The organism is Actinomadura flavalba DSM 45200 (assembly GCF_000374305.1).
GTDB classification, from domain to species: Bacteria; Actinomycetota; Actinomycetes; order Streptosporangiales; family Streptosporangiaceae; genus Spirillospora; species Spirillospora flavalba.
Genome location: NZ_KB894100.1, coordinates 184,291 through 199,359, shown reverse-complemented (window position 1 = coordinate 199,359; position 15,069 = coordinate 184,291). Strand labels below are relative to the sequence as shown.

Genomic DNA, 15,069 nt, shown 5'->3' with positions numbered 1-15,069 from the left:
CATCACCGGAGCATGGGCGTCCGCGCTTTGCTTGACCGAACCCGGACTGTGATGTCCCGGCGGGCCGATTCCCGGTCGGGGGGCCGCTGGCCGTACGGTAGGTCGCCGTGTCCCCCGCCCGCGAAACCGCCGGACCCGCCGCCGCCAGCCTCGACGACCTGCTGGAGGGCGAGGCCGTCCTCGGCGTCTACCGGCAGATGTTCGCCGCGCTGGCCCGCGACAGCGGCGCCGTCGTGGACGACCCCGCCCTCGTCGACGTCGCCGAGACGCTGCTCGCCGCCTTCGCCGACGCGGGCGAGGACGGGCTGAGCCGCGAGCAGATGCGGCACGTGTGCCGCCGGTACCCGGCCGAGGTGTTCGAGAACCGGCTGCGCGTCCTGCGGGGGCTCGGCGCGATCCGGGAGGTGTTCCCCAAGCCGCACCAGCTCCGGTACCGGGCGTCGTTCACCAGCGTCGTCGGGCTGATGTTCGTCCGGCGGATGATGCTGGACGGCGGGCAGAGCGAGATGCACCGGCTGCTGGCGCTGGAGCAGCTCAACGTCGCCGACCCGCGCATGACGGCCGCGCAGGCCCGCGCGGGCGCCGACGGGCTGGCGCGCGCGTTCCGGCTGTGGAGCGTGGAGCTGCTGACGCTGACGCACGGCACGATCGAGGAGCTGCGCGAGCAGGCGCCCAAGCTGTGGGGCAGCGAGGAGATCATGCTGCGCGCCGAGCGGCTGCACGGCGCCGTCCTGCGGCGCTGGCCGGAACTGGACCGGTCCTGCACCGACCTGCGCGCCGCGCTGTACGCCTACGGCGACGCGTCGCGGCGCGCGGCGGCGCGGCTGTCGGACTCGGCGGGCACGACCCGCAACCTGACCCTGCTGCCGCCGGAGACGTGGCGGACGTTCGCGCGGACGGCGACGCGCGACGAGCTGGCCGCCGTGCTCGACGGGTTCGTCTTCGACGCGCCCGCCCCGTGGCACGAGTCGTCGGCGGTGGTCGCGGCCGTCGCGGACGCGCCGCGCGCCGTCCCGGCCCGTCCGGCGCCGCCGCGCGCGTCGGCGCCCGACCGGGGCCTGGCCCGCGACGTCGGCGCCGCCACCGCCGAGGACGACCGGCTCCGCGAGGTCGCCGAGGAGGTGCTGCGCGGCCGCGACCGGGTGGACGTGCGGGCGGTGCTGACGGGCGGCTGGCCCGCCGCCCGGCGCCTGCTGGCCGACCTGTCGGCGGCGCACCTGCACCCGGGACTGCCGTACCGGCTGGTCTGGGCGGACGGCCTGAAGGCCGACCCGTCCGGCTCCCCGACCTGGCTCTCGTCCGGAACCTTCGAAAGGCACCCACGATGAACCCCCACCCCACTCCCCGAGCCCGGCCCCGGATGGCGGACGGCCCTGCGGTGTCGCCCGGCGCCTCGTGGGCGTCGGCCGGGGCGTTCGCGGGGTGGGCGTGGTGAGTGTCGACGTGGGCGTGCTGGCGCGGGCGCGGGCGCGTGCTCGGGTGCTGGGTGCGGTGGCGGTGCCGGTGACGGCGCCGGTGCCGTCCGGGTTGAGCGGGGTGCCCGACGGGGACCGGGTGTGGTTGCTGCCGGTGTGGCCGGACGGGGCGACACCGGCCGTGCTGGAGCAGTACGAGACGCCGCCGATGCCGCTGGACCGCGCCGGTCAGCAGCGGCGCGTCCTGGCGGCGGCGCTGCGCTGCTGCTGGACGCGGCTGGACGACGCGCCGTGGCCGGGCGAGGCGGCGCCCGTCGCCGACGTCCTGTCCGTCTACGCGCACCTGGCGCGGGGCGACGCCGACCTGGCCCGCCGCTGGGCCACCGGCGAACTCCGCCGCCTCACCGACACCGGCTGGCTCCTGCTGGACGAGGACGCCGCCACCGTCCGCACCGGCCCGCGCACCGCGCAGTGGCCCGCCGAGACCCTCGCCTCACTGCGCGACCTGCTGCGCCGCCTCCCCGGCCCGGAGCCGCTCCATGCCTGACCCGCAGGCGGCCCGCCCGGCCAGGCGCCTCCAGGCCCGGAGACCGTCACCGGCGGCGGGGCGGTGTTCCCCGGGAGGCGGCAGGCGTGTCATCGCCGGGCCGTCGGTGCGGGCCGGGTGCGCGCGATGAGCGACCTCTTCGAGGGACTGCTGCGCCCCTACGACGAGCGGCGGCGGGCCGAGCTGGTGGCCGCGTACATGGCCGTGGAGCACGCGGCCGAGCCGGTGCCCGAGGTGCGGTTCCCGGCACTGCGGGAGCCCGCGCTGCGGCGGGCGCTGGAGGAGATGCTGGCGCTGACCGGGCGGACGCTCGTGCGGGCGGCGCCGAAGGAGTGGACGTCCGGATACCGCGACGACGTGCACGCGGCGCTGGCCGCCGACCCGTCCTGCACGCCGCCCGCCGAGGACCGCGCCGTGCTGACGCTGGTGCTCGTCCACAGCGTCGCGATCCCCCGCGCGGCCGGGCTGCTCGGCGAGGACACGTGGCGGTCGGCGCACCCGGCGGGCGCCGACGAGCTGCGGCGGCGGTCGCAGCTCCCGGTCGGGGAACTGGACGCGGCGCTGCGGCGGCTCCGCGCGGCCGGGCTCGTCACGCAGGTGAAGGCGGGGGCCGGCGACGCGGGCGGCTACGTCCCCGGGCCGCAGTTCCACCGGCTGACCCCGGCCGCGCGGCGGCGGCTCCAGGAAGAACTGATCCTCGCGGCGGGGCCCGACTCGCCGCTGGCGGCGGCCGTCCGGACGCGGCGGGCCGCCGAAGCACAGCAGGGAGACCCCGCATGACCGCCCTCCTCGCCCCGGCGACGACGGAGAACGTCGTCGGCGACCGCACGCTCGTCGCGGTGCAGGCGGTGAACATCTCGCGGCTGTCCACGCACCCGGTGCCGACCGTGCCGGGGACGCTGATCGTCGTGGCCGGGCAGGGGCCGAAGGACTCCAACGGCGCGGGCAAGTCGTCTTTTATCGCGTCGATCACGGCGCTGCTCGGGGACGAGCAGTGGCGGTTCGCGTCGGGGGCGCGGGCCGTCGCCGAGCTGCTGTTCAACGCCGAGCTGGCCGCGCAGGGCGACAGCACGTGGGCGAGCGCCGCGCACGGGTACATCGCGGGCGTCTTCGACTACGCGGCGGGCGACGAACGCCCCGACGAGGACGACGCGGGCCCGGTCACGGTGTGGCTGCGGGTGAACGCGGACGCGCCGCACCTGGAGATCCGCTGGCGCGCGGGCGTCCACCTGGCGGCGGCGCCGTCGGAGGCCGAGCGGGTCGCGCTGGCCGACCGGCGCTGGGCCGAGCTGCCGCGCAGCGCGGGCCGCCGCGACTTCCTCGCCAAGGACCTGGGCCGCGTCCTGTACGGGGGGCGGGTGCGGTGCGTGTCGTTCCTGTCGACGTCGGTGCGGTCGAAGGTCGCGACGAACCTGCTGTCGCAGCCGCTCAACGAGATCACCCCGGACCGGATCTTCAGCGCCATCGCGGCGCTGACCGGGCTGGACCGCGAGCTGGAGGCCGAGCGGACGTCGCGCGCCGAGGAGCATCGCGAGCGCGCCAAGGCCGCCGAGGCGTCCGACCGGCTCGCCGGGTGGGAGCGCGACGCCGCCGCGCAGCTCCGCGCGTTCGACCGGCGCGACCGGGCCCGCGCCGACGCCGCCGAGGCGCGCCGCTGCCACCGGGGGCGCCGGGCGCGGCTGCTGGCCGACGCGCTCGCCGCCGATGCGGGGATCGCCGCCGAGCTGGACGCGCTCGCCGCCGACGACGAGGCCGCCGCCGTCGCGGTGAAGGCCGCCGACGCCGAGATCGACCAGCTCACCGGCGGCGCGCTGGAGGCCCGGCTCGGCGAGGCCGGCGCGGCGCTGGCCGAGCTGCGCGGGCGGGCCGACCGCCTGGCCGCCGACCAGGCCGTCGCCCGCAGCGGCCTGGAGGAGCTGCGCCGCCGCGCGACCGCGCTGGAGGACCGCCGCCGCACCGCCGACGGCCGCGACGCCGCCACGGCCCGCGCCGAGCTGGCCGCCGCCGAGACCCGCCGCGACGAGGCCCAGCAGCACCTGGGCATGGCGCGCGGCGCCGCGACCGCCGCCGAACGCGCCGTGGCCGACGCCGAGACGGGCCAGAGCAGCGCGCCCGCCCAGATCCGCGCGCTGACCGCCGCCGGGATCACCGCCGTGGGCCTCCTCGACGCGGTCGAGCTGGACGAGTCCGTCCGCGACCGGTGGGAGACGTCGCTGTGGCCCTACCGCGAGGCGGTCGTCGTCGCCCCCACCGACCTCGACGCCGCAGCCGAAGCCCTGGCGACACTGCCCGGCTCAATGATCGTCCCCGCCGACCCGAACCGGCAGCGCACCGCCCCGAGCGAGCGAGCCCCCACGAGCGAGCAAACCGACGCGAGTGAGCGAGCCATCGCGGGTGAGCAAACCGACGCGGGTGAGCAAACCGACGCGGGTGAGCAAACCGACGCGAGTGAGTTGCCGGACGGTGTTCGGTGTTCTGTCGCGTTGGCGGCGTTCTTCGCGGGGTTGGCCGGGGGTGGCGCGGGTGTGGTGGTCGTCGGAGGGTTTCCCGAGCCGGTGACCGGGCGGGTCGCGCGGGTGCGGGCGGCGCGGGCCGCGCTGGACGAGGCGCGGGCGGCCGTCGAGGCGGCGCGGGAGGCGGCCGAGGACGCCGCGTCGGCCGTGACCGTCGCGGGACGGCGGCTGGCGGGGGCGCGGGCCGGTGACGAACTGGCCGAGGTGCACGAGCGCGTCACCGAGGCGCGGGCGGAGCTGACCGAGCTGGCGGCGTCCGAGGCGCGGCTCGGGCCGCGGCTGGCCGCCGCCGAGCAGGCGCTGCGGCGCGTCCAGGCCAAGGCCGACACGCGGGCGCTGGAGATCGACCGGCTCCGGGGACGCCGCGCGGGGCACGAGCGCGAACGCGCCCGCGTCCGCGCGGCCGTCGCGGAACTGGCCGGGCGCCGCGCCGCGCTCGGGCTGGCCGGGCTGGAAGAGGAGTGGGGCGACGACCCCGCCACCGCCGCCGCCTGGCTCACCGAGCAGGGCGACGACGCCGCCACCTGGACCGCCGACGAGTGGTGGCGCAGCGCCGAGGCGCGGCTCGCCGAGGCGCTGCGCCGCGCGTTCCCCGACGGCGCCGCCGACGCCGACATGCCGGAGGAGGTCCGCTTCCTGCTGCGCGAGCGCGCCGAGGGCGAGGGCCGCCGCAGCGAGCGCGAGCAGGCGACGTTCCCCCGGCTGGCCGCCGCGCTGGACGGCTACCTGGGCCGCCAGGAGGACTACGAGCGGCACCAGCGCCGCCAGATCGAGGTGCAGCTCGCGGCGCGGCGCGGCGACCTGGTCACCGCGCAGAAGGGCGCCGAGGAGGCGGCGGGCGCGGCCGAGGCGCACCGCACGGCGCTGACGGCGGCGATCCGGGCGCGGCTCACCCGTGTCGCGGACGAGTTCGCCAAGCTCGACCTGGCGTTCGGCGGCTACGGCGCCACCCTCGACTTCCCGACGCCCGAACGGCCCGGCGACCCCGAGCAGGAGTGGCGCTGGCGCGTCACGCCCAAGTGGCGCCGCGCCGAGGGGCAGCGCTACGTCCCCTACGACCGGCGCGCCAACACCGCGCTCATGGACGAGAAGGCCGTCAAGCTCGTCTGCGCGGCGGCGCTGGCGAGCTCCGGCGGCGGCCGGCTCTGCCTCGTCCTGGACGAGCTGGGCCGCAACCTCGGCAAGGAGCACCGCAAGGAGGCCGTCGCCCTGTTCCGCAAGATCGGCGAGACGCACGGCATCACCGTGATCGGCGCCCTCCAGGACGACATGGAGCCCTACGCCATCGACGCCTGCGGCCAGTACGTCAAACTCCGCCGCTCGTCCGACGCCATGCCCTACAACGAGCCCCCGGTCGTCGTCGGCTACGACGCCCACGAACCCCGCGTCCGCCTACTGGCCGAACAGGTCCTTGGAACCCGCCCCGCACCGGACGAGGACTGACGACGGAGACGAGGTGGTCGCGCGTGCCCCGGACCTCCTTGATCAGCGTCGCGACGCTCAGGGAGCGACCACCGAATCGGGTCACGCGCCGGAACATGGCCCGGCGCCGGACGTCGAAGACCGCTTCCAAGTGGGAACGCCGCCGCGCGCCCATGGCCGCGATCCAGGTCAGCACACGCACCGAGCCACCGGCGAGCGGGCGGATCTCGCTGCCCGGCCACCGGGCGCGCCGGAGCAGGCCGGGGGGCGGCCGACCGGCACGCCGGGCCACCGACTAGCGGGCGGTCTCGCCGCCTGGCCACCGGGCGCGCCGGAGCGGGCCTTGGCGGTGGCCGAGTCGACCGGCGACGGCGTACAGCTCATCGACGGAGGGTCGTGGTCAGGGGTTGCAGCAAGCGTTAGGTTGTTGTCATGCGGGTGTTCGTTTCCGGGGCGTCGGGATATGTCGGGTCGCACACGGTCGCGGCGTTGCTGCGGGACGGGCATCGGGTGCGGGCGCTGGTGCGCGATCCCGGGAAGGCGACCAAGGTGCTCGGGGCGCTCGGGGTGCCCGCCGAGGGCGTCGAGCTGGTGCCCGGGGACATGCTCGATCCCGGGGCCGTCGCGGACGGGATGAGCGGGTGCGACGCCGCGATCCACGCGGCGGCGGCGATCGGGGTCACCGGGGGCGGGGGCGACGTCGTCGGCGTCAACGTGGCGGGGACGCGCAATGTCGTCGGCGGTGCCGTGGCGGCGGGGCTGGCGCCGGTCGTCCACGTGTCCACGGTCGCGGTGTTCGTGCCGCCCGCCGCGCCGGTGATCACCGTGGACGCGCCGCCGGCCGTGCCGCGCACCGCCTACGGACGGTCCAAGGTCATCGCCGAACGGTACGCGCGCGGGTTGCAGGACGACGGCGCGCCCGTCGCGATCGTCTACCCCGGCGGCGTCTGCGGCCCCGGCCAGCCGTCCCCGGACGCGCTCATGCAGGGCCTCGCGGCCGGGATGACCTGGGCGTGGCCGCTGCCCGGCGGCGGCGTCGGCGTGCTCGACGTCCGCGACCTCGCCGCCGTGCTCGCGCGCGCCGTCACCGCCGACGCGGCCGGGCGGCGCTGGCTGCTCGGCGGCCACTACCTGACCTGGCGCGAACTGTCCGCGCTGTGCGGCGAGGTGACCGGCGTGCCGTGCCGCCGGTTCCCGCTGCCCGACGGCGCGCTGCTGGCGGCCGGGTCACTGCTGGACGCCGCCAGGCGCGTCCGCCCGTTCGGCTACCCGCTCACCCGCGACGCCGCCGAGTTCATGGTGCGGCTCGTCCCGACCGACGACACCGCGACCTACACCGACCTCGGCCTCGCGCCGCGTCCCGTCCGCGTGACCGTCGCCGACTCGGTGCGCTGGCTGGCCGCCACCGGGCGGCTCGCCCCGCGCCGGGCCGGGCGGCTCGCCCCGCAGAACACCGTGAAGGAGACGTCCATGCCGAACGCCGCCCAGCGCGTCGTCGCGCCCGCCGTGCAGAAGATGGCCGGTTCCGCCTGGTTCGCCCGGGTCGGGCCGAAGGTGGTGCCGCGCCTCGACCGCGTGATCAGCCGCGTCACGAAGGGCCGGTTCCTCATCAGTCAGACGATGGTGCCGTCGCTGGTGCTGACCGCGCGCGGCGCCGTCAGCGGCGCCGAGCGCGCCGTCCCGCTGGCGTGCCTGCCCGAGCCGGACGGCGGCTGGCTCGTCGTCGGGTCCAACTTCGGCCGCGAGAAGCACCCGGCGTGGACGGGCAACCTCCTGGCCCACCCGGACGCGTCCGTCCTGTTCCGGGGCCGCACCACCCCGGTGACCGCGCGGCTTCTCGACGGCGCCGAACGCGCCGAGGTCTGGCCCCGCCTCACGGCCGTCTGGCCCGTCTACGCCCGGTACGGCGAGCGCTCCGGCCGGACCCTCCGGGTCTTCCGCCTCTCCCCCCGTTAGCGGCGGCGGCCGCGCAGCACGTGGGAGAGCTTGCGGCCGACCAGGAGGTAGGCCAGGACGACGCCGAGGGTGTTGAGCATGACGTCGTCGACGTCGAAGGCGCGGCCCATGACCAGGAGGCCCTGGGTCGTCTCGATGACGAGCGACACCAGGCCGCCGATGAGTAGCAGGCGCACCGGGCCGCGCAGGCGGCGGGAGGCGATCGGCAGCAGGACGCCCAGCGGGGACAGCAGGACGAGGTTGCCGCCGAGCTGGAATATGGCCTCCTTGGTCGGGCGGTCGAGGTAGAAGCGCAGCGACCGGCCCGGGTCGGTGTTGCCGCCCGCCTGCCCGTTGTCGTTCACCGGCGTCAGCGTCAGCTTGAACGCGTAGTAGAAGAAGACGACGAGCCCGGCCAGCGCGACCAGCACGGCGAGGACCCGGAACACGGTCACGTACCAGGGCTTCGGTTCCCGCTGGGTCACCGGCGCGTCCTGCCGGGTCTCGGTGGTGGTCATGTCCGCCCTCTTCTGTTCGATCTTCACGTCGCCCGGACCGCTTGTCCCCCGTCCCCACCGGATTATGTCGGAGTCCCGGCGTAACGTCCGTGACGTCGACGAACCCGCGCGAATCCCCCGGGAAAGCGGAACACCCCCGCCGGGGGCGGGGGTGTTCCAGGGACGGGGGTCAGGCCGCGACGGGGGTCGTCGCGGGTTCCAGGGCCAGGTCGAGGACTTCGCGGACGTCGCTGACCGCGAAGACCGTCATGTTCTCCAGCACTTCGGCCGGGACGTCCTCAAGGTCGGGCTCGTTCCGCTTGGGGACGATCGCCGTCGTGATGCCGAGCCGGGACGCGGCCAGCAGCTTCTGCTTGAGGCCGCCGATCGGCAGCACCCGCCCGGTCAGGGACACCTCGCCGGTCATCGCGACGTCCGCGCGCACCGGGCGTCCCGACAGCAGCGACGCCAGCGCCGTCGTCATCGTGATGCCCGCGCTCGGCCCGTCCTTCGGGATCGCGCCGGCGGGGACGTGGACGTGCACGCCCCGGTCCTTCAGGTCACCGACGGGCAGCTCCAGCTCGGCTCCCCGCGACCGCAGGTAGCTGAGCGCGATCTGCGCCGACTCCTTCATGACCTCGCCGAGCTGCCCCGTCAGCGTGACGCCGGTGCCGCCGGTCTCCTTGTCGGCCAGCGACGCCTCGATGAACAGCACGTCGCCACCCGCCCCGGTGACCGCCAGGCCCGTCGCGACGCCCGGCACGGCCGTGCGGCGCTCGCTGCGGCTCAGCTCCGCCTCCGGCGTGAACCGGGGACGGCCCAGGTAGTCCTTCAGGGTCGCGGCCGTGACCGTCACGGGCAGCGTCGCCTTGTCCAGCGCGACGTTCGCCGCGACCTTGCGCAGCACCCGCGCGACCGACCGGTCCAGCGCCCGGACGCCCGCCTCGCGGGTGTACTCGGCCGCCAGCAGCCGCAGCGCGTCGTCGGTGACGGTCACCTCGGCGGCGTCCAGGCCGGACTTGTCCAGCTCGCGCGGGAGCAGGTGGTCGCGGGCGATCGTGACCTTCTCGTCCTCGGTGTAGCCGTCGAGCTGGACGAGTTCCATGCGGTCCAGCAGCGGGCCGGGGATCTGCTCGACGACGTTCGCGGTGGCGACGAACAGCACGTCGGACAGGTCGAGTTCGACCTCCAGGTAGTGGTCGCGGAAGGTGTGGTTCTGCTCGGGGTCGAGGACCTCCAGCAGCGCCGCCGTCGGGTCGCCCCGGTAGTCGGCGCCGACCTTGTCGATCTCGTCCAGCAGGACGACGGGGTTCATCGACCCGGCCTCGCGGATCGCGCGGACGATCCGGCCCGGCAGTGCGCCGACGTAGGTGCGGCGGTGGCCCCGGATCTCGGCCTCGTCGCGGACGCCGCCGAGCGCGACCCGGACGAACGACCGGCCCATCGACCGGGCGATCGACTCGCCCAGCGACGTCTTGCCGACGCCGGGCGGGCCGGTCAGCGCGAGGACGGCGCCGCTGCGGCGCCCGCCGACGACGCCGAGGCCCCGGTCGGCGCGGCGCTTGCGGACGGCGAGGTACTCGATGATGCGTTCCTTGACGTCCTCCAGGCCGGTGTGGTCGGCGTCCAGGACGGCGCGGGCGCCGGAGATGTCGTAGGCGTCCTCGGTGCGCTCGTTCCAGGGGATGTCGAGGACGGTGTCGAGCCAGGTGCGAATCCAGCCGCCCTCGGGGGACGCGTCCGACGACCGCTCCAGCTTGTCGACCTCCTTGAGCGCGGCGTCGCGCACCTTCTCCGGCAGGTCGGCGGCCTCGATGCGGGCCCGGTAGTCGTCCTCCTCGTCGGCGGGGTCGCCGTTGAGGTCGGCCAGCTCCTTGCGGATGGCCTCCTGCTGCTGGCGCAGCAGGAACTCGCGCTGGGTCTTCTCCATGCCCTCCTGGACGTCCTTGCGGATGGTCTCCGCGACGTCGAGTTCGGCGAGGTGGTCGCGGACCCAGCCGATGACGAGCGTCAGCCGCTCGTCGGTGTCGGGGGTCTCCAGCAGTTCGACCTTCTGGTCGTCGGTCAGGTAGGGCGCGTATCCGGCGTTGTCCGCCAGGACGGACGGGTCGTCGATCTGCTGCACGACGTCCACGACCTGCCACGCGCCGCGCTTCTGCAAGATGGCGCTGACCAGGCCCTTGTACTCCTTGGCCAGTTCCTGCGTGCGTCCCGTCGCCGGGGGCACGGGCACCTCGGCGCCCTCGACCCACAGCGCCGCTCCGGGGCCGGTGGTGCCGGTGCCGATGCGGACCCGCGAGACGCCCCGCACGACGGCTCCCGGCTCGCCGCCGGGCAGCCGCCCCTCCTGCTCGATGACGCCGAGGGTGCCGACGGCGGCGTACTGCCCGCCCTGCCGGGGCACCAGCAGCACACGCGGCTTGGCGGCCGACCGGATGCCGGGCCCGCCGCCCTGCGCCACGGCCCGCGCCGCCTCGATCGCCGCCCGCACCTCGTTCCCCTCGGACAGGTCGAGCGGCACCACCATCCCCGGCAGCACAACACCGTCGTCGATGGGCAGCACCGGCAGCGTCAGGTTCTCACTCATGCTCAGCTCCGTTCGTTCTCCGCGTGCGACCCCACCCGAAGGGTTGAGTCATACTCACTCAAGAAAACGGAGCACCAACAAATTTCCTCAGCAACGTTCGCTCTAGGCGAACCCGCCGCGCGAACTCCGCTCAGCGATCCGCGACCGGATAGCGCGTCGCCGCGAGGTCTTCGGCCAGGGAAGCCAGGACGGCCTCGGCGTTGAGCGACGAGACCACCTCCGGCGTCAGCGGACGGAGCGCATGGAGGTGACGCACCCCCTCAAGGTCCACGGGAACCTCGTAGTAATCCTCGGCGAACCGCTGGAACACCTCCGGCGACGGGTCGACCAGCAGGCCGAACAGCGTCGCGGACCCGTCGGGATCGCCCGCGCCCGGCGGATAGGCGATCTCGCCCACCCGCCACCCGGCGTCGCCGGTCTCGCGCCACAGGCAGGCCGTCACCACCGGAACGCCGTCCTCGTCACCGAACGCCGGTTCCTCCACGCAGGGCCGGAACACCTCCGGGACGGAGTCGAGCACTCCCGGCCACGTCCGGTGCCGCCCATCGGCGTACGGGCTCATCGGTGACCCGTGGTCGAAGCCCCGGACGTACGCGCCCGCCGCGCTGAAAACGATCGAGTACTCGGCGCCCGAACCGTCCCTCATCGACGCCATCTCCTCGCCGGGCGACCAGTCCCCGTCGAAGGAGTGGCAGCGGCTCTCCCAGTCGGGGTTCAGGATCGCCTCCAGCATCGCGATCGACCGGCAGAGATCACGGAGCCGGGGGACGTCCGGCAGCAGGGCGGCCACGTCATGAGCGTTCACGGGCCACATCCAACCGGAACCGCCGCGAGCGGGCGGGCGCGAGGTGATCTTTACTCCGTGCCGGGGTTGTCCGGGGCCGTCCCGGCGAACGAATCCTCCGGGGACATTCGACGCGAAGGGGGCGGAAATGGCGCTGCACAGGGTGGCGACGAAGGACAGCGCCGGGTTCGACGACGTGTTCGCGTCGCCGCTCAGCGAGCAGGTGCTGCCCAAGTACCGGATGCCCGAGGGGCAGGCCGACCCGAAGGTCGTCCACGACCTCATCAGCGACGAACTGCTCCTGGACGGGAACTCGGCCCAGAACCTCGCCACGTTCTGCACCACGTGGAACAGCGACGAGGTGCGCCGCCTGATGGCCGCGTCGCTCGACAAGAACATGATCGACAAGGACGAGTACCCGCAGACCGCCGAGATCGAGCGGCGCTGCGTCCACATCCTCGCCGACCTGTGGAACTCCCCCGCCGAGGGCGACACGATGGGCTGCTCCACGACCGGCTCCAGCGAGGCCGCGATGCTCGCCGGCCTCGCGCTCAAGTGGCGCTGGCGGCAGGCCCGCGAGGCCGCCGGGCAGCCCGCCGACAAGCCCAACCTGGTGTGCGGGCCGGTGCAGGTCTGCTGGGAGAAGTTCGCCCGCTACTTCGACGTCGAACTCCGCCAGGTCCCGCTGGAACCCGGCGCCACCGGCCTGCGCCCGCACCAGCTCGCCCATCACGTCGACGAGAACACCATCGGCGTCGTCGCCATCCTCGGCGTCACGTTCACCTGCGACTACGAGCCCGTCGCCGAGATCGCCAAGGCGCTCGACGCGATCCAGGCCAACACCGGGCACGACGTCCCCGTCCACGTGGACGCCGCCAGCGGCGGCTTCGTCGCCCCGTTCCTCCGGCCCGACCTGCCGTGGGACTTCCGGCTGCCGCGCGTCGCGTCGATCAACGCGTCCGGCCACAAGTACGGGCTGGCGCCGCTCGGCTGCGGCTGGGCCGTGTGGCGCTCGGCCGACCTGCTCCCCGAGGAGCTGGTCTTCCAGGTGAACTACCTCGGCGGCGACATGCCCACGTTCGCGCTGAACTTCTCCCGTCCCGGCGGCGAGGTCATCGCCCAGTACTACGCGCTGCTGCGGCTGGGCCGCGAGGGGTACCGGCGCGTCCAGCAGGCGTGCGCGGACACCGCGCAGTACCTCGCGGACCGCATCCGCGACATGGGCCCGTTCGAGCTGCTCTACGACGGGCGCGGCGCGCTGCCGGCCGTCTCGTACACGCTGAAGCCGAACGCGGGCTTCTCCCTCTACGACCTGTCCGAGCAGCTCCGCACGCGCGGCTGGCAGGTGCCGTCCTATCCGCTGCCCGCCGCCCGGCAGGACACCACCGTCCAGCGCGTCCTGGTGCGGCACGGCGTCGGCCGGGACGAGATCGCGCTGCTCGCCGACGACATCGAACGCTCGCTCACCCGGCTCGGCGACGGCGGCACCGGCGCCCCGCACCAGCCCGGATTCCACCACTGACGGGCCTCACGGCCGCGCCGCGACGGGACGTTCGGCCGCGACGCCCAGCGCGGCGGCGTCGCGGCCGGGACGGATGAGGAGGGCGGCCAGCAGCCCGCCGACGATCATCATGACGGCGACGACGTCGAAGGCCACGCGGAAGCCCGCCGCGTCGCTCGCCGCGCCCTCGATGATCGCGCCGGTGACGGCCGGGCCGAAGGCGCCCGCGCTGGACGCGAGCGCGACGACGACGCCGAGCAGGCCCGCGCGCTGCCGCACCGGCGCCAGCTCGGCCAGCGCCGCCTGGCCGAGGCCCTGGAACGCGTTGGCGATCGTGAACGCGACGAGCATGACCAGGATGATCGCGAACCCGCCGCCCACCCGGGTCAGCCCCAGCATGGCCGTGCCCGACACGACGACGGCCGCGCCGCCCAGGGCGCCGCGCGCCACCCGGCTCGGCACGCCGCGCCGCAGCAGCCGTTGCGACAGCGCGCCGAGGCCGAGGATGAACGTGATGCCGAACACCTGAACGCCCGCCGCGACGATGCCCGCCCGTTCCAGCTCGTAGCCGTGCACGCGCTGGAGGAACTGCGGCAGCCACGTCATCGCGACCGCCAGCATCCAGAACACCGCGAACCCGGCGGCCAGCCCGCCGAGGACGCTGCCGCACGTGAGCAGTCTCCGGTACGGGACGGCCGGTCCCCCACCGGCGTCCTTGAGGCTGCGCGCGGCGTAGGGGCCCTCGGCGCCGAGGCGCAGCCAGAACGCGATCCACACCAGGCCGAGCAGGCCGGTGAACGCGAACGCGGCCCGCCAGCCGAACTGGCCGATGAGCACGGCGAGCACCGGGGCGCCGACGGCGACGCCCGCCGCGCCGCCGACCGTCAGAACGCTGCTGGGCAGCGTCCGCTCCTTGTCGGGGAACCAGCCGAACACGGTGTTGTTCGCCAGCGGGAACGCCGGGCCCTCCGCCGCGCCGAGCGTGACGCGGGTGAGGACGAGCGTGAGGAATCCGGCGACGGGCAGCGCGACGACGAGCTGCGACACGCTCCACACCAGGACGAGGACCGCGAGCAGCCGGCGCGCGGGGAACCGGTCGGCGAACAGCGCGATGGCGGCGCCGGACAGGCTGAACAGCAGGAAGAACGAGCTGCCGACGGCGCCGAACTCGCTGTCGGTCAGCCCGAGGTCGTCCCTGATGTCGGCCCCGGCCAGGCCGAGGACCATCTTGTCCATGAAGTTGACGACCATGAAGAAGAACAGCAGCAGGACGATCGTCCACGCGCGGCGGGGGGACGCGGCAGAGGGCATGCGGGGGCTCCGATCGGAGGGGACGCCACCCGGTCACTCTCGCCGCCGCCGCCCCGCCGGGCAAGCGGTGGACGGCACCGGCCCCCGATTCGTGATCTTGAGGGTGCCGCTTTGCCCGCACCGGGATGATCACTGCCGGTCATCTTTTCTTCTTGACCTGCGTTTACGCGCGCGTGGCACGTGGGTACCTTACGCATTGAGATCGTGACCCTAAGTGACGATCCCGGCAAAGTCCCCAGATCGCCCAGGAGTCACCGTGCACGTTCCACCCTCGCCGTCCGCGCCGAGCAGTCCGAGCGCGGCCCGGCCGCCACCGCGCGGCGCGGCCGCACGCGGATGACGGCGCGCTGACGGGCGCATCCATCCGGACGGCCGAGGACGCCACCACCGCCGATGTCCCGGGGCCTCCCCTGTTCCCGGGACATCCGGCCGCCCACGGTGGCACACCTCGGGTCCTCGGCCGTCCGGCCTCCCTTGAAGACCGGTTCGCCGTCGCGCGTGCGCGGAGCGGCGGCGAACCGCCCGTCCCGCACCCCGGGCCACCGGCGCCGCGCACC

The 15,069-nt window shown here is 75.0% G+C and carries 10 protein-coding genes; 6 read left to right on the top strand and 4 right to left on the bottom strand.

Annotation, left to right across the window (positions count from 1 at the left end):
- Positions 1–107: 107 nt before the first annotated feature.
- From C229_RS0124520 to C229_RS0124500, 5 genes are all read left to right on the top strand, one after another.
- Entirely contained in the window at positions 108–1,328 is a 1,221-nt protein-coding gene (locus C229_RS0124520) for a hypothetical protein (protein ID WP_018657763.1), read from the top strand.
- Positions 1,329–1,431: 103 nt separating this feature from the next.
- On the top strand, positions 1,432–1,962 hold the full coding sequence (locus tag C229_RS0124515; RefSeq protein ID WP_240487381.1) for a hypothetical protein: 531 nt from the start codon (positions 1,432–1,434) through the stop codon (positions 1,960–1,962).
- A 126-nt stretch (positions 1,963–2,088) separates the two neighbouring features.
- Positions 2,089–2,742 (top strand): hypothetical protein, encoded by a 654-nt coding sequence (locus C229_RS0124510; protein ID WP_018657761.1) that lies wholly within the window; start codon positions 2,089–2,091, stop codon positions 2,740–2,742.
- Complete coding sequence (locus C229_RS0124505) at positions 2,739–5,918, top strand: hypothetical protein (protein ID WP_026314137.1); 3,180 nt, start codon at positions 2,739–2,741, stop codon at positions 5,916–5,918. The genes C229_RS0124510 and C229_RS0124505 overlap by 4 nt, the downstream gene beginning before the upstream one ends.
- Before the next feature lie 411 nt (positions 5,919–6,329).
- The gene (locus C229_RS0124500; protein WP_026314136.1) at positions 6,330–7,853 is read left to right on the top strand and encodes a nitroreductase family deazaflavin-dependent oxidoreductase; all 1,524 of its coding nucleotides are present in this window, start codon (positions 6,330–6,332) and stop codon (positions 7,851–7,853) included.
- Here C229_RS0124500 and C229_RS0124495 read toward each other — a convergent pair.
- The 3 genes from C229_RS0124495 to C229_RS0124485 form a co-directional block, all read right to left on the bottom strand.
- Positions 7,850–8,350, bottom strand: coding sequence for a VanZ family protein (locus C229_RS0124495; protein WP_026314135.1), 501 nt, complete (start codon positions 8,348–8,350; stop codon positions 7,850–7,852). The genes C229_RS0124500 and C229_RS0124495 overlap by 4 nt on opposite strands.
- A 169-nt stretch (positions 8,351–8,519) precedes the next feature.
- Positions 8,520–10,916, bottom strand: coding sequence for an endopeptidase La (lon, locus tag C229_RS0124490; RefSeq protein ID WP_018657758.1), 2,397 nt, complete (start codon positions 10,914–10,916; stop codon positions 8,520–8,522).
- Between the two features lie 130 nt (positions 10,917–11,046).
- On the bottom strand, positions 11,047–11,730 hold the full coding sequence (locus C229_RS0124485; RefSeq protein ID WP_033424745.1) for a hypothetical protein: 684 nt from the start codon (positions 11,728–11,730) through the stop codon (positions 11,047–11,049).
- 118 nt (positions 11,731–11,848) lie between these two features.
- Here C229_RS0124485 and gad point away from each other — a divergent pair, with 118 nt between their 5' ends.
- Positions 11,849–13,222, top strand: coding sequence for a glutamate decarboxylase (gene gad, locus C229_RS0124480; protein WP_018657756.1), 1,374 nt, complete (start codon positions 11,849–11,851; stop codon positions 13,220–13,222).
- Between the two features lie 6 nt (positions 13,223–13,228).
- Here the strand turns inward: gad and C229_RS31725 are convergent, their stop codons facing one another.
- The gene (locus C229_RS31725; protein WP_018657755.1) at positions 13,229–14,512 is read right to left on the bottom strand and encodes an MFS transporter; all 1,284 of its coding nucleotides are present in this window, start codon (positions 14,510–14,512) and stop codon (positions 13,229–13,231) included.
- Positions 14,513–15,069: the final 557 nt, after the last annotated feature.

What these genes read in the sequence shown, in the direction of transcription:
- C229_RS31725 (WP_018657755.1), bottom strand. Translation starts at nt 14,512, where the DNA reads ATGCCCTCTGCCGCGTCCCCCCGCCGCGCGTGGACGATCGTCCTGCTG.
- gad (WP_018657756.1), top strand. Translation starts at nt 11,849, where the DNA reads ATGGCGCTGCACAGGGTGGCGACGAAGGACAGCGCCGGGTTCGACGAC.
- C229_RS0124485 (WP_033424745.1), bottom strand. Translation starts at nt 11,730, where the DNA reads ATGTGGCCCGTGAACGCTCATGACGTGGCCGCCCTGCTGCCGGACGTC.
- C229_RS0124495 (WP_026314135.1), bottom strand. Translation starts at nt 8,350, where the DNA reads ATGACCACCACCGAGACCCGGCAGGACGCGCCGGTGACCCAGCGGGAA.
- lon (WP_018657758.1), bottom strand. Translation starts at nt 10,916, where the DNA reads ATGAGTGAGAACCTGACGCTGCCGGTGCTGCCCATCGACGACGGTGTT.
- C229_RS0124505 (WP_026314137.1), top strand. Translation starts at nt 2,739, where the DNA reads ATGACCGCCCTCCTCGCCCCGGCGACGACGGAGAACGTCGTCGGCGAC.
- C229_RS0124510 (WP_018657761.1), top strand. Translation starts at nt 2,089, where the DNA reads ATGAGCGACCTCTTCGAGGGACTGCTGCGCCCCTACGACGAGCGGCGG.
- C229_RS0124500 (WP_026314136.1), top strand. Translation starts at nt 6,330, where the DNA reads ATGCGGGTGTTCGTTTCCGGGGCGTCGGGATATGTCGGGTCGCACACG.